General features: G+C 56.1%; 27 protein-coding genes and 1 riboswitch. Of the genes, 23 read left to right on the top strand and 4 right to left on the bottom strand.

The features are described 5' to 3' along the window. Positions 1 to 10 precede the first annotated feature (10 nt). The 4 genes from SJI19_RS02065 to SJI19_RS02050 form a co-directional block, all read right to left on the bottom strand. A complete protein-coding gene (locus tag SJI19_RS02065) occupies positions 11 to 871 on the bottom strand; it encodes a GHMP kinase (RefSeq protein WP_323476609.1) in 861 nt (286 codons plus the stop codon). Further along, positions 864 to 1,985, bottom strand: coding sequence for a threonine-phosphate decarboxylase CobD (cobD, locus tag SJI19_RS02060; RefSeq protein ID WP_323476608.1), 1,122 nt, complete (start codon positions 1,983 to 1,985; stop codon positions 864 to 866). The genes SJI19_RS02065 and cobD overlap by 8 nt, the downstream gene beginning before the upstream one ends. Positions 1,986 to 2,051: 66 nt before the next feature. Further along, the gene (gene cobA / locus SJI19_RS02055) at positions 2,052 to 2,783 is read right to left on the bottom strand and encodes a uroporphyrinogen-III C-methyltransferase (RefSeq protein WP_323476607.1); all 732 of its coding nucleotides are present in this window, start codon (positions 2,781 to 2,783) and stop codon (positions 2,052 to 2,054) included. Positions 2,784 to 2,838: 55 nt separating this feature from the next. Continuing rightward, positions 2,839 to 3,057, bottom strand: coding sequence for a hypothetical protein (locus SJI19_RS02050; protein WP_323476606.1), 219 nt, complete (start codon positions 3,055 to 3,057; stop codon positions 2,839 to 2,841). Positions 3,058 to 3,147: 90 nt separating this feature from the next. Then, a riboswitch (cobalamin riboswitch) is annotated at positions 3,148 to 3,335 on the top strand. 121 nt (positions 3,336 to 3,456) lie between these two features. Here SJI19_RS02050 and SJI19_RS02045 point away from each other — a divergent pair. The 23 genes from SJI19_RS02045 (at position 3,457) to SJI19_RS01935 (ending at position 23,153) form a co-directional block, all read left to right on the top strand. Then, positions 3,457 to 4,818 carry a cobyrinate a,c-diamide synthase gene (locus SJI19_RS02045; RefSeq protein ID WP_323476605.1) on the top strand — a complete coding sequence of 454 codons (1,362 nt, stop codon included), beginning with the start codon at positions 3,457 to 3,459 and terminating at the stop codon, positions 4,816 to 4,818. Beyond that, a complete protein-coding gene (gene cbiB, locus SJI19_RS02040) occupies positions 4,815 to 5,771 on the top strand; it encodes an adenosylcobinamide-phosphate synthase CbiB (protein ID WP_323476604.1) in 957 nt (318 codons plus the stop codon). Before SJI19_RS02045 ends, cbiB begins: the two co-directional genes overlap by 4 nt. 42 nt (positions 5,772 to 5,813) lie before the next feature. Next, positions 5,814 to 6,458, top strand: coding sequence for a cobalt-precorrin-8 methylmutase (locus tag SJI19_RS02035; RefSeq protein WP_323476603.1), 645 nt, complete (start codon positions 5,814 to 5,816; stop codon positions 6,456 to 6,458). Next, positions 6,458 to 7,579, top strand: coding sequence for a cobalt-precorrin-5B (C(1))-methyltransferase CbiD (cbiD, locus tag SJI19_RS02030; protein WP_323476602.1), 1,122 nt, complete (start codon positions 6,458 to 6,460; stop codon positions 7,577 to 7,579). The genes SJI19_RS02035 and cbiD overlap by 1 nt, the downstream gene beginning before the upstream one ends. Next, positions 7,576 to 8,202, top strand: a complete 627-nt coding sequence (locus SJI19_RS02025; RefSeq protein WP_323476601.1) for a cobalt-precorrin-7 (C(5))-methyltransferase — start codon at positions 7,576 to 7,578, stop codon at positions 8,200 to 8,202. The genes cbiD and SJI19_RS02025 overlap by 4 nt, the downstream gene beginning before the upstream one ends. Beyond that, entirely contained in the window at positions 8,192 to 8,767 is a 576-nt protein-coding gene (locus SJI19_RS02020) for a decarboxylating cobalt-precorrin-6B (C(15))-methyltransferase (protein WP_323476600.1), read from the top strand. The genes SJI19_RS02025 and SJI19_RS02020 overlap by 11 nt, the downstream gene beginning before the upstream one ends. After that, positions 8,751 to 9,524: a cobalt-precorrin-4 methyltransferase gene (locus tag SJI19_RS02015; RefSeq protein WP_323476599.1), complete on the top strand. Its 774-nt coding sequence runs from the start codon at positions 8,751 to 8,753 to the stop codon at positions 9,522 to 9,524. The genes SJI19_RS02020 and SJI19_RS02015 overlap by 17 nt, the downstream gene beginning before the upstream one ends. Further along, complete coding sequence (gene cbiG, locus SJI19_RS02010) at positions 9,505 to 10,578, top strand: cobalt-precorrin 5A hydrolase (RefSeq protein ID WP_323476598.1); 1,074 nt, start codon at positions 9,505 to 9,507, stop codon at positions 10,576 to 10,578. Before SJI19_RS02015 ends, cbiG begins: the two co-directional genes overlap by 20 nt. Further along, positions 10,578 to 11,351, top strand: coding sequence for a precorrin-3B C(17)-methyltransferase (locus SJI19_RS02005; protein ID WP_323476597.1), 774 nt, complete (start codon positions 10,578 to 10,580; stop codon positions 11,349 to 11,351). The genes cbiG and SJI19_RS02005 overlap by 1 nt, the downstream gene beginning before the upstream one ends. Positions 11,352 to 11,396: 45 nt before the next feature. Next, on the top strand, positions 11,397 to 12,233 hold the full coding sequence (gene cobK, locus SJI19_RS02000) for a precorrin-6A reductase (protein ID WP_323476596.1): 837 nt from the start codon (positions 11,397 to 11,399) through the stop codon (positions 12,231 to 12,233). Next, positions 12,230 to 13,018 carry a sirohydrochlorin cobaltochelatase gene (gene cbiK / locus SJI19_RS01995; protein ID WP_323476595.1) on the top strand — a complete coding sequence of 263 codons (789 nt, stop codon included), beginning with the start codon at positions 12,230 to 12,232 and terminating at the stop codon, positions 13,016 to 13,018. The genes cobK and cbiK overlap by 4 nt, the downstream gene beginning before the upstream one ends. Then, on the top strand, positions 13,015 to 13,770 hold the full coding sequence (locus tag SJI19_RS01990) for a cobalt-factor II C(20)-methyltransferase (protein ID WP_323476594.1): 756 nt from the start codon (positions 13,015 to 13,017) through the stop codon (positions 13,768 to 13,770). Before cbiK ends, SJI19_RS01990 begins: the two co-directional genes overlap by 4 nt. Continuing rightward, the gene (locus SJI19_RS01985) at positions 13,767 to 14,513 is read left to right on the top strand and encodes an energy-coupling factor ABC transporter permease (RefSeq protein ID WP_323476593.1); all 747 of its coding nucleotides are present in this window, start codon (positions 13,767 to 13,769) and stop codon (positions 14,511 to 14,513) included. Before SJI19_RS01990 ends, SJI19_RS01985 begins: the two co-directional genes overlap by 4 nt. Position 14,514: 1 nt before the next feature. Beyond that, a complete protein-coding gene (locus tag SJI19_RS01980; protein WP_323476592.1) occupies positions 14,515 to 14,850 on the top strand; it encodes an energy-coupling factor ABC transporter substrate-binding protein in 336 nt (111 codons plus the stop codon). Next, positions 14,837 to 15,514, top strand: a complete 678-nt coding sequence (locus SJI19_RS01975; RefSeq protein WP_323476591.1) for an energy-coupling factor ABC transporter transmembrane protein — start codon at positions 14,837 to 14,839, stop codon at positions 15,512 to 15,514. Before SJI19_RS01980 ends, SJI19_RS01975 begins: the two co-directional genes overlap by 14 nt. Positions 15,515 to 15,524: 10 nt before the next feature. Next, a complete protein-coding gene (locus SJI19_RS01970) occupies positions 15,525 to 16,340 on the top strand; it encodes an ATP-binding cassette domain-containing protein (protein ID WP_323476590.1) in 816 nt (271 codons plus the stop codon). Further along, on the top strand, positions 16,337 to 17,890 hold the full coding sequence (locus SJI19_RS01965; RefSeq protein WP_323476589.1) for a cobyric acid synthase: 1,554 nt from the start codon (positions 16,337 to 16,339) through the stop codon (positions 17,888 to 17,890). The genes SJI19_RS01970 and SJI19_RS01965 overlap by 4 nt, the downstream gene beginning before the upstream one ends. A gap of 25 nt (positions 17,891 to 17,915) precedes the next feature. Beyond that, the gene (cobU, locus tag SJI19_RS01960) at positions 17,916 to 18,485 is read left to right on the top strand and encodes a bifunctional adenosylcobinamide kinase/adenosylcobinamide-phosphate guanylyltransferase (RefSeq protein WP_323476588.1); all 570 of its coding nucleotides are present in this window, start codon (positions 17,916 to 17,918) and stop codon (positions 18,483 to 18,485) included. After that, positions 18,482 to 19,279: an adenosylcobinamide-GDP ribazoletransferase gene (gene cobS / locus SJI19_RS01955; protein WP_323476587.1), complete on the top strand. Its 798-nt coding sequence runs from the start codon at positions 18,482 to 18,484 to the stop codon at positions 19,277 to 19,279. Before cobU ends, cobS begins: the two co-directional genes overlap by 4 nt. Next, a complete protein-coding gene (locus SJI19_RS01950; RefSeq protein WP_323476586.1) occupies positions 19,276 to 19,884 on the top strand; it encodes an adenosylcobalamin/alpha-ribazole phosphatase in 609 nt (202 codons plus the stop codon). The genes cobS and SJI19_RS01950 overlap by 4 nt, the downstream gene beginning before the upstream one ends. Positions 19,885 to 19,919: 35 nt before the next feature. Beyond that, the gene (gene cobT, locus SJI19_RS01945; RefSeq protein WP_323476585.1) at positions 19,920 to 20,972 is read left to right on the top strand and encodes a nicotinate-nucleotide--dimethylbenzimidazole phosphoribosyltransferase; all 1,053 of its coding nucleotides are present in this window, start codon (positions 19,920 to 19,922) and stop codon (positions 20,970 to 20,972) included. 224 nt (positions 20,973 to 21,196) lie between these two features. After that, a complete protein-coding gene (locus SJI19_RS01940; RefSeq protein ID WP_323476584.1) occupies positions 21,197 to 21,781 on the top strand; it encodes a TetR/AcrR family transcriptional regulator in 585 nt (194 codons plus the stop codon). Positions 21,782 to 21,923: 142 nt separating this feature from the next. Next, positions 21,924 to 23,153: an MFS transporter gene (locus SJI19_RS01935; RefSeq protein WP_323476583.1), complete on the top strand. Its 1,230-nt coding sequence runs from the start codon at positions 21,924 to 21,926 to the stop codon at positions 23,151 to 23,153. Positions 23,154 to 23,235: the final 82 nt, after the last annotated feature.

Raw genomic sequence — 23,235 nt, 5'->3', positions numbered from 1 at the left:
TCAAAACGTGTCAACTGACGCCTCCCGCAACCAGATGAGTCACATGTTGATGCGGGTAATGTAATAAAATGCCGGCTGTGTCGAGCCGTGCCAGCAGTTGTTGCGGGTCGTGCTGGCGATGGTCAAACAGTAATCCGACTACGGTACCGCTATGGGCGACGTTGATCCCATAGAGATCCTGCTGTTCCACCACTCGCCGTAAGCCGTCGAAGGCGGGTTTTGGCAAATACTGGTTGCTGGCACAGGCGCTGAGCATGGCGGCTTCGCCTAATCGCCGCAAGGATTGGCTGCGACTGGCCAGTTGGAACTGCCGCCAGGATTTATCTAACTGGTGTGCCTGACGCTGTAGATGGCTGAGCCCCACCCGGCGATGAAAATCGGCGGTGGTGAGGGTCTGTGCACTTTCCAGGATCAAAATGTCCAAAGAGGGCTGCCAATGGCAGGATATACAGCACTCTCCATGCCGGTGATCAAACAACGTCAGCGCGCGAAAGATGGTGCTATCGGTGGGCTCAATCTGCAGGCACAACCTGGCCAGCGTTGCTTCATCCAAGCTTTGTCGCAGCAGGCGTGCCGTGGCGACGGCGGTGGCGGCAATATCTGCGGTGCTGCTGGCGAGTCCTTTGGCGATGGGAATGGTCGAGCGGCATTCTATGCGCAGCGGTGGTAGATCGTTGGCGCGATAGCCAAAATGTTTTATCACCTGATTCAACATACGGCGGCTAAGTTGGCGCTCATCGCCAGCGGCATCGCCTTCGCGCACCTCCACTTCACTATACCAATCAATCGGGCATGAGATGAGCTTCTCGCCACCGGCGATCCAGCCCTGGATGAGTTCGCCGCAGGAGGCGGGGCAGCGGGCTTCAGCCATAGGAAAATACCCGTTGCAGTTCGTGTAAAAGAAGCTGGTTATCTTTCGGTCCCTTGATGGCTACACGATAAAAATTGCCGTTCAGGCCAGGATAGTTTGCGCAACGCCTGATCAATGGCCGGGGCGAAAGGGTGATGACCTCAGCGGCGCCGGTGGCGACTACGGGGCTCAGTAATGCCGCTTGTAGATCCAGCGCCGGACGCAAGCAGCGGAAAAAAATGTAATTTGCCGTCGGCTGCCAGACCCGCAACTGCCGTATCGTACGCAGGCCTGCGGTCAGGGTGGTTTGTTCTTGTTTTAGCCAGCGCCAGGTAGCGTGTTGGTAGTCTCGGTCGTCGAGCAGGATTTCACCCGCCAGTGCGGCGAACGCATTGAGCGTCCACGGGGGGCGCCTTTGCCGCAGTTGTGCCATGGCCGTTGTGTTGCTGCTCACCATATAACCTAGTCGCAGGCCTGGAATAGCATAAAATTTGGTTAATGAACGCAGGACAAATACCTGGCTGAATCGTTGCAAAGAGTCAGTCAAACTGACACCGTCGGGGATAAAATCCATGAAAGCTTCATCTACCACCAGCATAATCGACAGTTCCTGGCAGCGTTGGGCGATAGCCAGCAGCAGGGATGTCTCCATCAGCTGTCCGGTAGGGTTGTTGGGGGTACAGAGAAATACGCAGTCGATGCCTGGTCGCAGAGCGGCTAATAACCGCGTGTCCGGACGAAAATCATCCTCTTCCGCCAGGGGATACTCCTCCAGTCGGCAGTCCATCCATTGCAGCGCGCGCCGGTATTCGCCAAAGCTTGGTGTCAATAGCAACACGGTTTTATGCCGCAACAGGCTGGCAAGATCGAAAATCAGCTCGGTGGCGCCATTCCCCGCCAGGATCCAGGATGCTGGACAATGATGATGCTGGGCCAGCCGTGCATGCAGCCGCTGATATTCAGGGTCGGGGTAGCTTTCCGCCAGATCAAGCCGGTTAACGATCGCCTGCTTCAGACTTGTCGGCATGCCTAGGGGATTAATATTGGCGCTAAAATCAAGGATCGCCGTTTCGTCCAACCCCCATTTTTGTGCCATCTCCCGCACGTTACCGCCATGTTGTCCGCGCTCGTCCATAGTGACTCCATTACCTCTGGGTTAACCCAGAATGCCATTACGCAGCATCCCACTCCGGTGAGATGATTACAACGATTGTAACAGCGCCAACGATGTCACTTCACCAATCACGATCAGCGACGGCGCGGACAGGCCCGCCAAGGTGGCCTGTTCCGACAGTTCCCCTAACGGCGCTAATACCATACGCTGCTCGGGATGGCTGGCGTTCATGACGACGGCGGCAGGCGTATCGGCCCGACGACCATGCGCGATTAACGTCTGGCAAATTTCGGCCAGACGTGACATGCCCATCAAGATCACCAGCGTGCCGTCCAACTGCGCCAGCAGCTGCCAATTATGCGGATCTTTACCCTCGCGCAGATGCCCGGTAATTACATGAAATGACGAGGCAAAGTCACGGTGGGTCACGGGTATTCCGGCGCGTGCCAGTCCGCCGATGGCTGAGGTAATACCGGGCACCACTTCACAGGTAATGCCTGCGCGCACCAGCGCTTCGGCTTCTTCACCGCCGCGGCCAAAGACAAAAGGATCGCCACCTTTTAATCTGACTACATTGCGACCCAGACGCGCCTGCTCGATCAGAATGCTATTGATCTGCTCCTGGGGGATCGGGTGATGATCCGCCCGTTTTCCTACGTCAATCAATACGCAGTCTGCTGGGGCTTGCGCCAGTAGCAGGGGATTCACCAGCCGGTCATAAACCACCGCATCCGCCTGGTGCAGGCATTCCATCCCCATTAACGTAATCAGCTTGGGATCGCCAGGGCCAGCGCCCACCAACCATACCTTACCCGACATGTTGCACCTCTTGCATATATCTTAGACCGACACGCATAAGGTCGCGCGCGTTCAATCACCCTTCGTTGGTTGGGATCACCGCCAGCGCTGAGCGGGGGTTACCCATTTCGGCGGCGCTTAACATATCACGACAATCAGTAGAGATCCCAGAGACACCAGGCAGACCAGATGGGTTATTCATGATCTCGAGCAATGGTTTGGTAGATTTATGTTCATGCTCGGCAATAAACGACAACATGGGAAGATCACCACCGCCGCTGCGGGTGTCCATCATTAATTCCACCACGTTCAATTAAATAAGCGTCAGCGGACCTTTTTTTGATCCAATCTGGGGTATATCGCTGTCAGATACTTTAGATTATCAATAGCAACATCATTATCAGGTCAAACGCGCCGCAAGGCCGTAAGGGAAGGAGGTGAAAATCCTCCGCAGCCCCCGCTGCTGTAATGCCGACGAATCCGGTGTCACCACTGATCAATTCAACCTGATTGGGAAGGACCGGATGAGGATGACGCTCAGCCAGAAGACCTGCCTGATAATTCGTAGCCTAGGCTCAGTAACAACTCCTTCGGTGGGAAGTGGGTTGTCCTAACACTGCCGTTGGGTTGAAGGCGACCCGCAGCCGTTGTTTATGACAATCCCGTAGTCCATCCAGGGTCTTACGGGATTAAGATGAAAGCAATTCTGATCGGCGGGGCGCAAAGCGGGGCTGGAAAAACCTTGCTGACGCTTGGGGTGTTACGCGCGCTGGCGTTGCGCGGCCTGCGGGTACAACCGTTCAAATGCGGACCGGACTATATTGATACCGGATGGCATCACGCGGTCAGCGGCATTGCCTCACACAATCTTGATGCTTACATGTTGCACCCCGACACCCTGTGCGGGTTGTTTAGCCAACATATGGCCGACGCCGACGTGGGGATTATTGAAGGCGTGATGGGTCTGTATGACGGTTTGGGGAGCGAAGGGGAGTGTAGCAGTGCGGCGCTGGCCAAACTGTTGGGTGTGCCGGTGATATTGGTTATCGACGGCAAGGCGGTTTCCACCTCAGCTGCCGCTATGGTGCTCGGTTTTCAGCTGTTCGATCCTGCGGTGAATATCGCCGGGATTATCGTTAACCGCGTGGCCACACAACGTCATTACCATTTAATTAAGACCGCTATTACCCGTTACTGCGATGTGCCGGTGTTGGGCTATTTACCACCACTAACAGAGTGGGAACTGCCTTCAAGACACCTTGGGTTGGTGCCTGCCCAAGAGAGTCCTCGTCTACAAGAACAATGGGACCAACTGGCCGCCTGCGTCGAACAGCATATCGATATCGACCAACTGCTGAGCTTATCCGACTGCACCCCGACTACCGGACGGCTCCCCATGCCACCGGCTAATATTCGTTATCCACGTCTGCGGCTGGCTCTGGCACAAGACGAAGCCTTCCATTTTTATTATCCAGATAACCTGCAATTGCTGCAGGATATCGGTGTCACCATCATCCCCTTTAGCCCACTGGATGATAACGAACTCCCCGACTGCCAGATGGTGTATATCGGCGGCGGTTTTCCTGAAATGTTTGCCGAACGCTTGGCGGGTAACCACGCGATGCGCGCGTCGCTGCTGCGTGCCGGCCAGCGTGGGACGGCCATTTACGCCGAGTGCGGCGGTCTTATGTATCTTGGCGCTGCTCTGGAAGATCGGCAGGGTCTTTCTTTTCCCATGGTAGGACTGCTGCGCGGCACTAGCCGGATGAGCGCCGGGCTAAAGCGTTTTGGCTACTGCGAGGCCGAGGCGCTGTGCGATAACCTGCTGACCGAACGGGGCGACGTGTTGCGCGGTCATGAATTTCATCATTCTGAATATATTACTGACGAGCCCGCGTTGTTTAGCCTGAGCAAAACCCACGCCGACGGTCAGGTACAGCGGTGGCACGGCGGTTATGGCAGCGGCCATATTCTGGCCAGCTATTTGCACGTGCATTTTTATCAACGCCCGGCGCTGCTGCGGCGCTGGCTAGAACAAGGGTGTGAACAGCTATGACACTCAGTGCGCTGCTGGTCGGGTATTTGCTGGATTTATGGTTGGGTGATCCCCCGCATTGGCCACATCCGGTGCGCTGGATGGGTGGTGCCATTACCGGCATCCAGCGGGTCATTCGCCGTGGTTGCCATAGCCAACGCGCGCTCTATTTCGGTGGCGGCGTGTTGTGGGTGGTAGTGGTGGGTGGTACCTGGTTGTCGATCAGTGTGCTAATGGACATTCTGTCGTTCAATTCATTCCTAACCTGGCTGGCGCAAGCCTGGTTAACCTACACCCTGCTGGCGACCCGCAGTCTGCGGGATGCGGCCATGGCGGTCTATTACGCGTTGCGTTCCGACAGCCTGGAAGCGTCCCGCCAGCAACTCTCCTACATTGTCGGGCGTGATACGCAGAATCTGTCGCGGCCACAAATCATGCGGGCGGTGGTGGAAACAGTGGCGGAAAATACCGTTGATGGGGTGATCGCGCCGCTGTTCTGGTTGTTTATCGGCGGGGTGCCCTTGGCCATGGCCTATAAAGCGGTGAATACCCTGGATTCCATGGTGGGATACCGCACGCCGCAATACCAGGCAATCGGCTGCGTATCGGCCCGGATGGATGACTTGGCCAACTGTCTGCCGGCACGCTTGGGTTGGGTAGTACTGGCGCTGGCCGCCGGGGTGCTGGGCCTGGATGGACGCAATGCCTGGCGTATTGGCTGGCGTGATCGGTATCAGCATAAGAGCCCGAATTGTGCCTGGTCGGAAGCCACCGTGGCCGGCGCACTGGGCATCCGTCTGGGCGGCCCCAATACTTATTTTAACCAACGGGTAGAAAAACCCTGGATTGGCGAAGCGCGGCGCGACATCGTTTTGGACGATATTACCGCCAGTATCCGCCTGATGTATGTCGCCTCAGCCCTGACCCTGGTGGTCATGTGTTTGTTTACCGGCAGTGTCGTCGGGATAGTCTAGCCGGAGTACGTTAACAGGGCCGATGCCCGGAGCCGTTCCACAATGAGTTATATCAAGCAACCGCAGCAAATCGAAAGCGCCAGTTTTGAGATTATTCGGACACTCATTGCACAGGAGCGGCCAAAATATCGCTTCGCCGACCTGTGGCAGCAGAGCATTATTCTGCGGGCCATCCATACCAGCGCGGATTTCGACTGGCTGGATATCCTGCATTTTTCCGCCGATGCACCGCAACGCATTGCCGACGCGTTGCGCCAGGGGTGCACACTCTATACCGATACCACCATGGCGCTCTCTGGTATCAATAAAACTGAATTAGCCCGGTTGGGTTGCGATATTCGCTGTTTTATCGGTGATACCGACGTGGCCGAGCAGGCGCGGGCTGCGGGCATAACCCGTTCAATGGCCGCGGTAGATCGGGCGGTATGCGCGCCCGGCAAGAGCCTATTTGTTTTTGGCAACGCCCCCACTGCACTGTTTCGCTTGTTGGAGCACTGCACCGCCGGGCAGGGGACGCGGCCAGAAGCCGTCATTGGCGTACCGGTGGGGTTTGTGGGGGCTAGCGAATCCAAGCAGGCGCTGGCGCAAAGCGATCTGCCCTGTATCGCGGCGCTCGGACGCAAGGGTGGCAGTAATATTGCCGCCGCGATTGTCAATGCCATCGTTTATCAACTGCGGGAGGAATAATGGAAGACGTGGTTTGGTATAACGGCAAGGCACTGCGTAAAGGTTATACCACCGGATCCTGCGCCACCGCCGCGGCCAAGGTTGCCGCCCTGATGCTGCTGCGCCAGCGGGTAATGGATACGATCTCCATTATTACCCCCTCCGGCGTGACGTTGCGTCTGAATGTGGAAATGCCGCTTATCAGTCCCGGCGAAGCCACGGCGGCGATCCGTAAAGACGGTGGCGATGATATCGACGCTACCCACGGCATGATGATTTTTGCTCGGGTTAGACTGCGCGACGATACCGCCATTGTCATCGATGGTGGCATTGGTATCGGGCGAATTACGCGCCAGGGTCTTGGGCTGGCGATCGGTGCGGCGGCGATCAATAAAACCCCTCGGCACACCATCGAAACAGCGGTGCGTGAGGCCATCGGCCCAGAACGTGGCGCGCAGGTGGAGATTTTTGCACCGGAGGGGGAAACGCGGGCGCAAAAAACCTTCAACGCTCGGTTGGGTATCCTTGGCGGCATTTCAATTATTGGTACTAGCGGCATCGTTACGCCCATGTCAGAAGAGAGTTGGAAAAGCTCCCTGTCGCTGGAACTGGGTATGAAACGGGCGGAAGGGATGGATCGCGTGATTCTGGTACCCGGCAACCACGGGCAACGGTTTGTGCAAGAACAGCTACATCTCGACTCACGTTACGTTGTCACAATGAGTAATTTTGTGGGGTATATGCTCAAAGAAACCGAGCGACTGGGTTTTGAGCAGGTGTTACTGGTGGGACATTTCGGCAAATTAGTGAAAGTGGCGGCGGGGATCTTCCATACCCATAGCCATATCGCAGACGGGCGTTTTGAAACCCTGATCGCCTGGCTGGCCCTGAGCGACGCCCCACGGGCGCTGATACATCAGGTGGCGGAGTGTGTCACGACGGAAGAAGCCATGGCACACATTGATGCTGCGGGTTGGCAGCGGGTTTATCCGGCCATCGCCAGGCGCGTGGCGGAACGCATGACCGAACTGCTGCGGTTTTCCACCCATCCACCTCGCTGCGATGCACTGCTGTTCTCGTTTGATCAGCAGATATTGGGCAGCAGTCGCCCGGTGAGCGAACTCACGGAGGCCTTTCTATGACGCATGCCGCAGATACCGCCAATATCAGCGTAGTGGGTCTGGGACCGGGAGACAGTGATTATCTGGTACCACAGGCCAAATGGTTGATTGATCATTGTGAGGTACTGATCGGCAGCTCGCGGCAGTTGAACTGTTTTCCTGGTTTTTGCGGTGAGAAACGGCAACGTGAGGGATCCCTGGCACAGTTGGTCGTCTGGCTGAATGACCACTGCGAACAGCCCATTGTAGTGCTGGCTTCCGGCGATCCGATGCTGTATGGCATTGGCGATTATTTAAGCCGTCAGTTGGATCCCGCTCGGCTGCGCATCGTACCGGGCATCAGCGCGGCGCAATATCTGTTTTCCCGTCTGGCGCTCTCAATGAATGACGTTTTTTTGACCAGTAGTCACGGCCGGACGCCGGATTTTGATTTTGTATTACAACACGCCAAGGTCGCTATGGTCACCGACCAGCAGATCGGACCGTATGACATTGCCCAGCAGATTCTGGCGCGCGGTCTGCGTCGCAAGATGATTGTTGGCGAAAATCTGTCCTATCCCGACGAGCGTATCCTGCGTTTGGCTCCCGAACAGGTTGCGCGGCATTATGCGATGAATGTAGTGGTGATCCTTGATGAGAGATGAAGAGTTTATTCGTGGACCGGTACCGATGACCAAACGTGAGGTTCGGTTGGTGGCGCTGGAACGCTTGGAGTTAACCCAGGCCAGTCTGTTTATTGACGTCGGCGCTGGCACCGGTAGCGTGGCTATCGAAGCCGCCTACCGTTATCCACACTTGCGGGTGGCCGCATTGGAGCGCAATCCGGACGCGTTGGCGTTGATCCGCCAAAACTGCCAACGCTTCGACCTGACCCGAGTGGAGATTATTGCCGGCGAGGCGCCACTGCCGATGACTGAACGGGCGGATGCCCTCTTTATTGGCGGCAGTGGCGGTAATCTGGCGGAAATCATCCATTGGGCCGGTTCACTGCTGTTACCCGGCGGTCGTTTGGTGATTAACCTTATTTTGTTGGAAAACCTTAACCAAGCGTTGCAGTGTCTGGCTTTGGGCGGTTTTAGCGAGGTGGACTGCATCCAAATGCAGATTGCGACCCTGACCGGTCTTGGTAGCGGACATTATTTCAAACCTAACAATCCCGCTTTTATTATTTCCTGCCGTAAGGAGAACACCAATGACAGTGCCCTTTGACCACCGACTGGTTTGGTTTGTCGGCGCCGGACCGGGTGACCGGGAGTTGATCACGCTAAAAGGTTATCGCCTGTTGTGCGAAGCGGATGTGGTGATCTACGCCGGTTCATTGATAAATCCCGCCTTGCTGGAGTATTGCAAGCCGCAGGCAGCCTGTTATGACAGCGCCAGCATGAACCTACAGCAGATTATTGACGCTATGGTGCAAGGCATCAACCAGGGTAAGTTGGTGGTGCGTTTGCAAACCGGGGACCTGTCTTTATACGGCTCGATCCGCGAGCAAATCGAAGAGCTGGGAAAACGGGATATTGGCTTTAGCACCGTGCCGGGCGTCAGCGCGTTTCTTGGCGCGGCGGCGCGCATGGGGGTGGAGTATACGGTGCCGGAAGTGGCGCAAAGTTTGATTATCACCCGCATGGAAGGGCGCACGCCGACGCCGGAACTCGAATCGCTGGAAGCCTTTGCCGCCCATCGCACTTCTATGGCGATTTTCCTGTCGGTACAGGCCATTGAGCGGGTAGCGCAGCGATTGATCGCCGGCGGTTATCCCGAGGAAACGCCGGCGGCGGTCATCTACAAAGCCACCTGGCCGGAGGAAAAAACCGTACGCGGCACCTTGGCTGATATTGCCAGCCTGGCGCGCGCGGCGGGCATCGGTAAAACGGCGCTGATCCTGGTGGGCGCATTCTTGGGCGATGAATATCATTATTCGCAGCTATATCACGCGGAATTTTCCCATGAATACCGTCAAGCCTGAGTCAATCGCGCTGTTTTGCCTGACACCGGGCGGTATCACCCTGGCAAAACGCCTATCCGGCCTGTTGCCGATGACCTGTTTTACCAGCCAAAACCTGCTGGAACCGGGTTTTGAGCCGTTTGATGGCAGTATGGCTCATACGGTGGCGGACCTATTCGCTGACTCCTCGGCGCTGATTTTTATCTGCGCCACCGGTCTGACGGTGCGGATCATTGCGCCGTTGATCAAAGATAAATTCAGCGATCCGGCGGTGGTGGTCATCGATGATCAAGGCCACCATGCGATTAGCCTGTTATCCGGACATATGGGCGGGGCCAACGCCCTGACCCGATACATTGCCGGGCTGATCGGTGCCGAACCGGTGATCACCACCGCGACCGACGTCAATCAGTTGGCGGCAGTGGATATTCTGGCCCAACAGTTAAACGCCACCATGACAGACTTTCGCCAGAAGGTTAAAACACTCAATCAAATGCTGATCTGTGGCCGCAACGTTGGCCTGTATTGGGATCCCCGCTCGCTGGCCACGGCAAAAAAGCGTTGGTCCGAAGAACAGGTTGATACCCGTGGACTGGTGCTGGTGAGCGATCTGGACCCTCTGCCCGAATTGGACGCGCTGCTGTATGTCAGTTTGCATGACAGTGTGCCGGCGGTCCCAATTCCGGTGTTTAAACTGGTGCCGCGCTGCATTGTGGCTGGTATTGGCTGCAAGCGCGATACGCCGTTATCCACTGTGGCGCGTCTGCTCAAGCAGCAACTGGCAGAACTGCATATCGACCCGCTGGCGCTAAGCGCCATCGGCAGCGTCGCAATGAAACGCGACGAACCTGCGCTGCGTGATCTGGCTAACCAGTGTTGCGTACCCTTTGACATTTTTTCAGTCGAGCGCCTCAAACCCGCAGCGGCCCATTTTCCGGTGTCGGATTTTGTCGCGCGCATCGTTGGGATCGGCAGCGTTTCCCAACCCGTCGCCTGGCTGATGAGCAACGGTCACCTGATTGGCGACACGCTGCGAACCCAAGGTGTGACCATTACTTTAGGAGTTTCCTGCTGATGTTATATGTGATCGGTATCGGCCCGGGCAGCCAGGCCGCGATGACCCTTGAGGCGCTTGACGCCATACGCGATGCCGACATCATTGTGGGTTACAAGACCTATACCCATTTGGTGAAGCACCTGACCGGTGATAAGCAGGTGATTAAAACCGGCATGTGCAAAGAAATTGAGCGTTGTCAGGTGGCGCTTGATTTGGCGGTGGGTGGCCAAAAGGTGGCGCTGATCAGCAGCGGTGATGCCGGCATCTATGGCATGGCTGGGTTAATCCTGGCGTTGAGCACCCAACAGCAACTGGACGTGGAAATACGGCTCATTGCCGGCGTGACCTCCAGCACTGCCGCCGCTGCGTTGCTCGGCGCGCCGCTAATGCATGATTTTTGCCATATAAGCCTCAGTGATCTGATGACCCCTTGGCCCGTGATTGAGCGGCGAATTCTTTGCGCTGCCGAGGCGGATTTTGTGATCTGCTTTTACAATCCCCGCAGCCACGGCCGGCCAGACCATCTGGCTAAGGCGTTTGCACTGTTGCGCCGCCATAAATCGGACACCACCCCAGTGGGGGTGGTGCGTGCCGCGGGTCGCAAGAAGCAGGAAAAATGGCTGACCACCCTGGGCGAAATGGATTTTACGCCGGTGGACATGACGTGCCTGGTGATCGTTGGCAATCAGGCGACCTATTGCCGTGACGGACTGATGATAACCCCCCGAGGGTACCAGATTGCCGAGGACAACGAAGCAAGAGAATCTAACGATGAAACCGCGTATGAGTGATGACATCAACCAGGCTGACCCTCGGTCATTGACCGGTGGCCGGCAATGAACGCACTCAGCCCGGTGAGCCCAGGGAAGCCGGCTCACATCCATATTCTCGGGGGGACCTCGGACGCACTGATACTGTGCCGCACGCTGACCCGGCGTGGGGTGCCTTATAGCCTGTCGGTGGCCAGCGACACCGGTGCGGCCCTGGCGGGTGATCTGGGGGGCGAACTGCAGGTAGGGCGGATGGACGCCGATGCCATGGCCGACTGGCTACGGAACGCCCGCTGGGTTATCGACGCATCGCATCCCTATGCCGAGCTGGCGTCACATAATCTGGCTGCTGCTTGCGCCGAGTTGGGTTTGCCGCTTACCCGCTACGAAAGGCCCAGTGACATCGCCACGATCAACCACCCATTATTATTACCGGTGGACAGTGTGGAGCAGGCCTGCCAAACAGCTGCCGCCCTCGGTGAGCGCATTATGCTGACCACCGGCAGCAAACAACTGGCCGACTACGTCCGGTGGTTGCCAGGGAAAACGCTAATCGCCCGGGTCTTGCCGCTGGCCGGGATCCTGGCTGAATGCGCAACACTGGGCTTGGGCGTCAATCAAGTGATTGCCATGACCGGGCCCTTTAGCCACGAACTTAACGTAGCATTATATCGTCATTTCCGGCCGCAGGTCATGATCACCAAGGAGTCCGGCCGGGAAGGGGGATATACGGAAAAAGTGAGGCCCTGCCTGGAGATGAATATCCCCTGCGTCGTGATTCGTCGTCCCGTGATGCACTGGGATGACGTGATTGCCACGCCGGAGGCATTTGAGCGCCGACTGAACCAGTGGCTTGATGCCCTTGATGTGCCGACGGCTGAGCCTTTAAGGAACCCTGTATGAAAAAAGCGTTATTAACCATTAGCTTCGGCACGTCATATCCTGAGGCACGCATCTGCAATATTGAAGCCTGCGAGCAAAGATTGGCCGCCGTTTTTGCCGATCGCACACCGTTTCGCGCCTTTACCTCCGGCATGATTATGCGCAAGCTGGCGCGGCGAGACGGGTTGTTTATTGATTCGCCGGAGCAGGCGCTGGAAAAACTCTGGCAACAGGGTTATCGGGATGTGGCGATTCAGTCGTTGCACATCATCAATGGCGATGAATATGAAAAAATTCTTCACCAGGCTGCCTTATACCGTGAGCGATTTGGCCTGCTGCATATTGGCGCGCCCCTGTTAAATGACGAACGCGACTATCGGCGATTGATTAGCGCGCTGCAGGCGCAGATGCCGCCCTTGGCGGATGATGAACGGGTGGTATTTATGGGGCATGGCACCAGCCATCCCGCGTTCGCTGCTTATGCCTGTCTGGATCATATGCTGGCCGCTGAGCATATCCCGGCGTTTATCGGCGCAGTGGAAAGTTATCCCGATCTGTCGGGCGTGATTGAACGACTGCGTAGCCAACAAGTACGAAAAGTCCATTTAATGCCATTAATGTTGGTGGCGGGCGATCACGCGATTAATGATATGGCATCGGACCAGCCCGATTCCTGGTGCAGCCAACTGCAGCGAGCGGGTTATGAATGTCAGTGCTGGGTGCGCGGGTTGGGCGAAAATCCCTTAATCCAACAGTTGTTTGTTGATCACCTGAGTGAACGTATCGGTACGGAGGTGGGGCTATGAGCGGCAAACTGTATGCCATCGGTACTGGCCCGGGCGCAGCGGATTTGATCACCGTACGCGGTGCGCGCGTGCTCGGTCAGCTTGATGTTCTGTACGCCCCGGCGGGGCGCAAAGGCGGAGACAGTCTGTCTTTGAGCATTGTGCGTGAATACCTGGGGGCGGCAACCAGAGTGAAATCCCGTCATTTCCCCATGAACCAGGACGCCGATGAAAAAAACGGGGTCTGGGATGCGGTGGCTCAGGACATGGCCGCCGATGTGGAACAAGGGCTGCAGGTTGGGTTTATTACCCTGGGCGACGCCATGCTATATAGCACCTGGGTGTTTCTGCTGGCGCGCCTGCGCTGTCGTATTGCCATCGATATTATCCCTGGCGTCACCTCTTTTGCCTGCATCGCTGCCCGTGTCCAGGTGCCTTTGGCTATGGAGAGCCAATCACTGGCGGTGATGGCCTGTACTGATAATGATAGCGCGCTGGAAGCGGCACTCTTATCCCATGATTGCATCGTATTGATGAAGGTCTATGGCCGATTCGCCAGGATTCAGCAACTGCTGCGCCGTTTAGGGTTAATTGAGTACGCATTGCTGATGGCCAATGCCTCACTGCCGGACGAAGCGTGTTTCCTGGCACTTGATGACGTGGCTCCCGATCAGGCTTTGCCCTATTTTTCCACGGTGGTGGTCAATAAACGCTGGCGTACCGCCGCCGATCATGCTGTCACTCTCGTCTCGAACCAAGGAATCAACCAATGAACCTACAGGTAGGTAAGGGTGTTTTCGCCGGTGCCGCCGGCATGCCCCTGTTGCTGTTGATCGTGCTGCTGATAGCGCCGCAGAATGCTTACGCGATGCATATCATGGAAGGTTTTTTACCCCCCCTGTGGGCATTGACCTGGTGGCTGCTGTTTTTGCCTTGTCTGGCCATCGGCTTGACGCGCATGAAGCACATCGTAACCGAGGACAGTAACCGTAAGGTGTTGCTGGCGTTATGCGGCGCGTTTATTTTCGTATTATCGGCGCTAAAAATTCCGTCGGTGACCGGGAGTTGCTCCCATCCCACCGGCGTTGGGCTAGCGGTTATCATGTTTGGTCCCTGGGTCTTGTCGGTTCTGGGCGCAGTGGTGCTGTTGTTTCAAGCGCTGTTATTGGCCCACGGGGGCTTGACGACGCTAGGGGCCAATGCCATTTCCATGGCGGTGGTCGGGCCGATGATCGGTTATGGGGTGTGGCGACTGTCGTTACGTCTAGGGCTACGGCGCGACGTGGCGGTATTTTTGTGCGCGACGCTGGCTGATCTTTCCACCTATATGGTGACCTCACTCCAACTGGGTCTGGCGTTTCCCGATCCTACCTTTGGTTTCACTGCCTCGACGTTGAAATTTATGGGGGTGTTTTGCCTGACGCAAATTCCAATTGCCATTGCCGAAGGGTTGCTGACGGTAATGATTTACGACCAGCTTACCAAACGGCGGCTGATCGGTGCGGGGAGTCTGTAATATGAAAAAGATGCTGATATTGCTTTCACTGGTGGTGATGCTGATGGTCATGCCGTTTTTTATCAATCATGGCGGCAGTTATGATGGCTCCGACAACCAGGCGGAGAGTTTGGTAACGCGCATTGCGCCTCATTACAAACCCTGGTTTACCCCACTCTATGAGCCGGCCAGCAGTGAAATCGAAAGCCTGCTGTTTACGCTGCAAGGATCGCTGGGTACGGCGGTGATCTTCTATATTTTGGGATATTATAAGGGTCGTGATCGCCGGCGGACCCTCTTGATTAAAAAACCCGCCGGCAATAAGCGTATTCGGTATGGTCGCCATGCTGGAAATTGACCGCCTGGCGTGGCAAAACCGCTGGCATGATCGTTCCCCAATGGGGAAGTTTGTGCTCTATATGGTCTTGCTCGCGATTGCTCTGCTGACCTCGCCGCGTTATCAATGCGTCACATTGTTCGCACTGATGCCGCTGACCTGCTACGTGGCCCGCATTGGTTTTGGTCGTTATTTGCGCTGGCTGAGTTTGCCGCTGGGATTTTTGGCGGTGAGCCTGCTCAGTATCGCGGTCTCGTTTGCCTGGAACAGCCAGGGTATGCTCTATAGTCTGCGTTTGGGCAGCCTGTTTCTGGGCTTGGATCAGCATGGGCTGGTATTGGCCAACCAGGCCATGTGGCGCAGTATGACCGCGCTGGCGGCCACCTACTTTTTTGTCTTGACCACGCCGTTTACCCAAATCGTGTATATTCTCAAGCGTTGCCATCTTCCCCGGTTATTGATTGAACATACGCTGCTGTGTTATCGCTTTATTTTTATTTTTATCGACGAGGCGGTGGCGATTCGCCAGGCGCAGTCCCTGCGTTTTGGTTATCGCACGTTGCGCACGGGTTATCATTCATTGGCGATGTTGGTGGGAATGTTAATGCTGCGGGTCATGACACGTTATCACGAGATGTCGGTGGCGCTCGAGGTGAAGTTGTATCAGGGCGAGTTTCATCTATAAGGAGCATGACATGTTAGCTACCGAGGCACTGTGTTTCTCTTGGCAGCAGGATCAGCCGGCGTTATGCGATTTAACCCTCGACTTTAGCCGTGGCCGGGTGACCGGGATTATCGGCGCCAACGGTTGTGGAAAATCCACCTTGTTTATGAATCTGCTGGGCCTGCAGCGACCGCAAAGCGGTAGGGTACTCTGGCAAGGCGAGCCGCTGCGCTATGATAAGGCCAGCTTGTTAGCGTTACGCCAGCGATTGGTGCTGGTATTTCAGGAGCCGGATCACCAACTGTTTTATACCGATATCGATAGTGATATTGCGTTTGCCTTGCGCAATCTGGGCATGGCGGAGTCGGTGATCCAAGGCCGCCTGGAGCAAGCACTGGCGCTGGTGGGCGCCGGATCCTTCCGTCATCAGCCGATCCAGTATCTTAGCCATGGCCAGAAAAAGCGGGTGGCCATTGCCGGTGCGCTGGTGATGCAATCGGACTATTTGCTGCTGGACGAACCGACTGCCGGGCTCGATCCCCAAGGCCGCGCGGCGATGATTGAGATCATTAAGCGTATCAGCGATCAAGGGCGCCACGTGATTGTCGCCAGCCATGATATCGATCTGATTTATCACATTTGCGACTATATCTATGTGATGGCGCAGGGACGTCTATTGGCCCAAGGCAGTGAGCGCGACGTGTTTTTGCAATCTGCTCTGCTGGCCCGGGCGGGGCTCAGCCAGCCATGGTTAGTCAAAGCCCATACCCGGCTGGGAATGCCGTTGGTTAAGACCGAACAGGAATTGTTCGATATTGTCGGACAATCCCAGGAGATGCCATTATGACCTGGTCTATTATGCTGCAAGGTACCGCGTCCGACGTGGGTAAAAGTGTGCTGGTGGCCGGCTTATGCCGTATTTTCGCCCAGGACGGTTATCGTACCGCGCCGTTTAAAGCGCAAAATATGGCACTGAACTCCTGGATCACCCGCGATGGCGCCGAAATGGGGCGTGCGCAGGTGTTTCAAGCTGAGGCAGCGGGCATTGAGCCTGATGTGCGCATGAATCCGGTATTGCTCAAGCCAACCAGCGATCGCAAGTCGCAGGTGATTGTGATGGGGCAAGCGTTGCGCCATATGGACGCCATGGAGTATCACCGCTTTAAACCCCAGTTACGTGAACAAGTGGGGCAGGTGTATCGCAGTCTGGCGGCGGAGGTCGATATTATGGTGCTCGAAGGTGCCGGCAGCCCGGCGGAAATCAACCTGCGCGATCGGGATATTGTCAATATGGGCATGGCGGAACAGGCCGACGCGCCGGTTTTGCTGGTGGCGGATATTGATAAAGGCGGGGTGTTCGCCGCGATTTATGGCACCTTGGCGCTGTTGCGTCCGAAGGAAAAACAGCGGGTGAAAGGTGTGATCATTAATAAATTTCGCGGCGACCCGGCATTACTGAAACCCGGTATCGACCAAATTGAGGCGCTGACCGGTGTGCCGGTGGTCGGCGTTATGCCGTGGTTCGACGAGCCGATGGAAGATGAGGACGGTGTGGCATTGCAGGGCGATAAATACCACCAGAACGAGGTCCGGGAGTTAGATGTGGTGGTACTGCAATTGCCGCATATTGCCAATTTTTCAGATTTCAACGCACTGGCGTTCCAGCCGGATGTGCATTTACGTTATGTTAAACGCGGCGAATTCCTGGGGGTGCCGGATCTGCTGATCATCCCCGGTAGCAAGAACACGCTGGGCGATCTGCTCTACCTGCGCGATAACGGCATCGATCAAGACATTCAGCTCGCTCATCAGCAAGGTGTGCCAATCCTGGGCATTTGCGGTGGCTTCCAGATGCTCGGGCGCCAGGTTACCGACGGCGTGGAATCCGGTATTGGGCAGACCGATGGATTGGGGCTATTGGACTGTGTTACCCGCTTCGAACCGCTGAAAACCACCACTCAAGTTGAGGCGAACGTACTGGACTTGTCGGCGGGGATCTTCGCCGCCGGCAGCGGTATGTCACTTAAAGGCTACGAAATTCATATGGGTCAGACCCACTTGGGCGAGGGAGCTCAGCCTTTCGCCCGCCTAGTGCGGCAAATTGGCCATGACGGACAGCCGGGTGTGGAACGTGATGATGGTGCGATTAACGCCGCCGGCACCGTGGCCGGCAGTTATATTCACGGATTGTTTGACAACTCGCTGTTTACCCGGGCGTTGTTGAATGCATTACGGCAACGACGCGGCCTGGGGGCGCTGGACACGCCGGTCATAAGCTGGAGCGAGCGCAAACAACAGTCCTTCGATGCGTTGGCCAGTCAGATGCGCGCCCATATCGACATTGCGCTGCTGTATCGTGTGATGCGTGAGCATGCGTCGGCGGTCACCGAATCTTAAACCAAACCGCAAAAGGAACCGTACTATGATGTTGATCACCGGCGGCGCGCGCAGCGGCAAAAGCCGACTCGCCGAACGCCTGGCGCAACGGGAAAACGGCCCGGTGCTGTATATCGCGACCTCGCGGGTCACCGACCCGGAAATGGCCGCGCGGGTGGCAGAGCATCGCCAACAGCGCCCGGGGCACTGGCTGACCTGGGAAGGGTATCGTGACTGCGATCAGGCGATCCTCAACCACCGCGGACAGGTCAGCGCGGTATTGCTCGAGTGTGTCACTACCCTTATTACCAACCTGCTATTTGACCTGGCCGGGGATACGCCGGCCGAGCAGATGGACTTTGCCGCAATCGAGCAGCATATCGCACAACAGATCGACCGCCTGCTGGCCGCTTGCGCCGCGGCATCTTGCCCGGTGATCCTGGTTACCAATGAACTGGGTATGGGCATTGTGCCGGAGAACCTGTTGGCGCGACAGTTTCGGGACATCGCCGGGCGGGTCAATCAGCGCTTGGCTGCCGCCGCTACCGATGTCTGGTTGGTGGTCTGCGGTATTCCGGTCCATATCAAAGGTCATGACCCGATTGGAGTCGCGTGATGAAACAGTTTTTTGCCGCCCTGCAATTTATGACCCGTTTGCCGGTACCGGCACGCTGGACGGCGGATCTCTCGCTCAATAGTTATGCCCGTGGCGTCATCTGGCTGCCGGTGGTGGGATTGGTGGTCGGCGCTATCTGTGCGCTGGTGTTTGCCGTGACGCAGCCGTTATTTGGCACGCCGCTTGCTGCATTGCTCACGGTGGTTGCCAATGCCATGGTGACCGGCGCGTTTCATCTTGATGGGCTCGCGGATACGTGTGACGGTATTTTTTCCGCTCGCCAACGTGATCGGATGTTGGACATCATGCGCGATAGCCGTATCGGCACCAACGGCGCCTTGGCGATGATATTCGCCATTGGGCTGCGTTTGATGGCCATAGTGGCGCTGAACGGCATACCCGGCGGCGCGATCCCTTATATTATTGCCGCGCCTTGTCTGAGCCGTGCGCTGATCGGCCTGTTGATGTACCGCCAGCGTTACGCGCGTGAAAACGGACTGGGCAATGTTTATATTGGTCAGATTAGCGGCCATCATTTTGCGGTGATGCTGCTGCTCGGGTTCCTGCTGACGTTGTTATTTACCCGTATGCACGGCGCCATCGCTGGGCTTATCGTTCTGGCGATAGCCTACGGCTACCGCGCCAGGATCAACGCGGTGCTGGGTGGGCAAACGGGTGATACGCTTGGCTGCGGGGTGGAAATATTCGAGTGGCTGTTTTTACTGGCGGCACTTTTACTGGCGACACTTTTACGGACTACGCTTTTACACTTTACACCGGGGCTACTGCTATGAACCTCTATTTAGTGCGTCACGGTGAAACCCAGGCCAATGCTGATGGTGTTTATTGCGGCGTAAGCGATCTGGCCCTGACACAGCGTGGTCAATGGCAGGCACACCGGCTGGCGTGGCAATTGGCGGATATCTCCTTCGACCGTATTTTAACCAGCCGGCTGCGCCGTAGTCGGGAAACGGCACAGATCCTCCGTCCGCAGGCGGCGATGGAAGCCTGGCCACAGCTCGATGAAATGGACTTCGGCCAATGGGAACTGCGTCACCACCGGGATCTTAAGCACCAAGATGTTGAACGTTATGCTGCCTGGTGCGCGGACTGGCAGCATACAATTCCGCCGGATGGCGAAGGTTTCCAAGCCTTTTCCCACCGGGTGGTTGCTGCAACCAACCGACTGCGGCAATGGGACGGTGTTGACAATACACTATTGGTGGCTCACCAAGGGGTCTTGGGTATTATCCTGGCCACCTTGCTGGGATTACCTCCCGCCGCGATGTGGCATTTTACCTTCCAGCAGGATGCGTTTACCCAGGTCAGCTTAAATGACGGGTTCTGTGTACTAAAACAGGCTAATGACAGCGGCCGAGTACTGCTGTCCGGATATTAACACCGCGAACAGGTTGCTCAGGAGTGAGAGATAACATGAAGAGTTTGCAACAGATAATAGACGCTATACGTCCCTTGGACGCGGCAGCGATGAGGCGAGCACAGCATCGATTGGATGGACTGCTTAAACCGCCAGGCAGCCTTGGACGTCTGGAAACCTTAGCGGTCCAATTAGCGGGAATTATGGGTGAGCGGCCGCTGGATTTCACCGAAAAACAGATCATAGTGATGATTGCCGACCATGGTGTTTATGCCGAAGGTGTCGCGGTTTCACCCCGTATGGTCACCGCCATCCAAGCGGCCAATATGGTTAAGGGAACCACCGGGGTATGCGTGTTGGCGGCCAATGCTGGGGCCCGGGTGACCGCGGTCGATTTGGGCATTGACAGCGAACTGCCCATACCGGGTCTGGTCGACCGGCGCATACAACGCGGCAGCGGTAATATTGCCTGCGAAGCGGCCATGACCGATGCCCAGGCCCGCCACGTGCTGGAAGTCGGTGCGGATCTGGTGCATGGGCTGGTCGCACAGGGTGTGACATTATTTGGCGTGGGTGAACTGGGCATGGCCAATACCACCCCTGCTGCGGCTATGGTCAGCGTACTGAGCGGTGCGTCGCCGACGGATGTCGTTGGGCGGGGAGCCAATCTGCCGTTATCTATGCTGCAAAATAAAATTGACGTGGTTACGCGCGCTATTGCGTACCACCAGCCCGATCCACACAATGGTGTCGAGGTCCTCGCCAAGGTCGGTGGTTTTGACTTGGGCGGCATGGCTGGGGTGATGCTGGGTGCGGCGGCGATGGGCGTGCCGGTGATACTGGACGGTTTCCTTTCCTACGCGGCGGCGTTGGTGGCCTGTCGCATCGCCCCGCGCACACGTGACTATCTGATCCCCTCCCACCGTTCGGCGGAAAAAGGGGCGGCGATTGCGCTGGCACAGCTTGATCTACACCCGTATCTGGATATGGAAATGCGCCTGGGCGAGGGCAGTGGGGCTGCGCTGGCCATGCATCTAGTCGATGCCGCTTGCGCCATATATCATAATATGGGAACGCTGTCGGCCAGTGATATCACTCTGCCGGCCTAACGGTAAATGTGCGACGGCACATTCGTGCCTTTCCGCCGCGGCGGTTATCAACGCTTTAGGGGCGCAAGGAAGGTTGCTTTTGTCAATAATAACAACTAATAGCAACGGGTTGCCGTCCTCCTGCCATAATGTGCTGAACGGGGCGTTGATGCCGCCCCTGGCTTGCAAAATTTGACCTGTCGTCCTTATAATTGCCCCCTGTTTATCATGTTAAGGATCTCGTCATGGCCAAACCAAGCGTACGCGATAAAATCGTTGATGCTGCGCTTGAGCGCTTCCATACTCTGGGATTCAGCGCCTGTAGCGTTCAGGATATTGTCGATACCGCTGGCGTGCCTAAGGGATCTTTCTATAATTATTTTAAGGCCAAAGAGCTGCTGGCGTTGGAAGTGCTGTCTATCTATGGGCAGGATTGCAACCGTGAAATTCTTAATGACATCACCTTAGCGCCCATCGCGCGGCTACGGGCTCATTTTGAGTATATGGCAGCTTATTATGCGGAATTTGGCTATGAGAAAGGCTGTCTGATTGGAAATCTGGCGGCGGAAATGACCGACAACACCCCGTTGTTGCGTCAGGCGATTAAAAAAGCTCTTGAAAAATGGACTGCTGCAGTCACTGCCACTCTGCGGGAAGGACAGGCGGATGGCAGTATTACTACCCGACTTGATGCCGAAAAAGTCGCACGCTTTTTGATCAATAGCTGGGAAGGGGCGGTGGTGCGTATGAAAATTGCCTGTTGTCGTCAGCCGCTGGATGATTTTTTTGCGGTCGCCTTTCCATTACTAAGCCGTTCGATGGCAGAATAATTCAATCTCATACTTTATAGAACAGTTACAATTAGTCATTAATTAAATACGACCGGTCATATTATGTTGCGGTATTGTTACTGACGTTTACTCTGCCCACACCATTGCGCAGATCCACTCTTCTATAGCCGCGAGTTTACTAATGACTGGAAGAACCATTACGCTTGGGCAGCGGGCCAGTTTTTGGGTCGCTGCAGCCGTTGTCGCCCATACTATCTGGACCAGCGCCGCGCCGGCGATGACCTATCCGCTATATGCCGCACAATGGCGGTTGACGACCACCCAGACTGCAATGATTTTTGCTATTTATCCCATCGTGGTCGTCGGCATTTTGATCTGTTTCGGTGATGTTTCCGACTACATTGGACGCCGAACCACCATGTTATTGGGGCTCGCTGCGTCGTTTATTGGCGTATTGTTATTTGCCATCGCGCCTAATCTTCTTTGGGTCTATATTGGCCGAATGTTCATGGGCATTGGGGTAGGGTTGTCGGCCGGCCCTTCGACGGCGGCGGTGATTGAATTCAGCGCACCGGGTCAGGCGAAAAAAGCCAGTGCCATTACCACCGTGGCCCAGGCGACTGGCCTGGCGTTGGCTACGCTTATCGGCGGGGCGCTGATCGAATATGCGCCATTCCCCACCCGGCTCAATTTCTTGCTTTTGCTGCTAATCATAACTCTAATATTTATTGCCGCGTGGTTCTTGCCACGCCATAACAGCCAAACCCAGCGTGGGCGGTGGCGACCCCGTACGCCAACGATTTCGCCAGGATTAGGCATGGTGGTGCTGGCTGCCACTGCAGCGGTGGTCAGTGCTTATGCTATTGGCACCGTGGGACTCTCTCTAGGCGCGCAGATTGCGCGCGATCTGATTGGTTCGAGCAACGTATTGCTTAATGGCGCAACCATGTCAGTGTTTGCCGTGGTGTTAGGTGCAGTGGGCCTGTTATGCAAAGGCCTATCCTCACGCATGGCAATAATCGTCGGAGGTGTATGCGCCGTACTGGGCATGTTGTTTCTGGTGATATCAGTTGGCCAACATTCCTTGCTGATTTTCCTCGTGTTTTTGATGGCTGCGGGGTGCGGCTATAGCTTGTTATTTATGGGGGGGCTTGGGCTGATTAATACCTATGCACCAACCCATAACCGCGGCGGCACCTTGTCCACACTCTACTTGGTGGCCTATCTGGTCCAAGGTGGTTTAGCGCTGTTACTTGGGGCCATTGCCACGCACTGGGGCCTGGCGCGGGCAATCGATCTTGGGGCGTTGGCCATTATCGCCTTAAGTCTGGCGACTGCCGCCATAGCATTATTCATCATGGTACCGAAACCGCAGCATCTGGTTCATCGCTGTGGTGAACATAAATTGTAACGCTTATCCTCACCGGCACGACCAGACTATGATAATATTATCGTTCATTAATAAAAAGAGGTTGACTAATAATACGACCGGT

The sequence above is a fragment of the Acerihabitans sp. TG2 genome, assembly GCF_035013185.1.
Lineage (GTDB): Bacteria > Pseudomonadota > Gammaproteobacteria > Enterobacterales > Enterobacteriaceae > Acerihabitans.
This window is presented reverse-complemented; position numbering and strand designations above follow the sequence as displayed.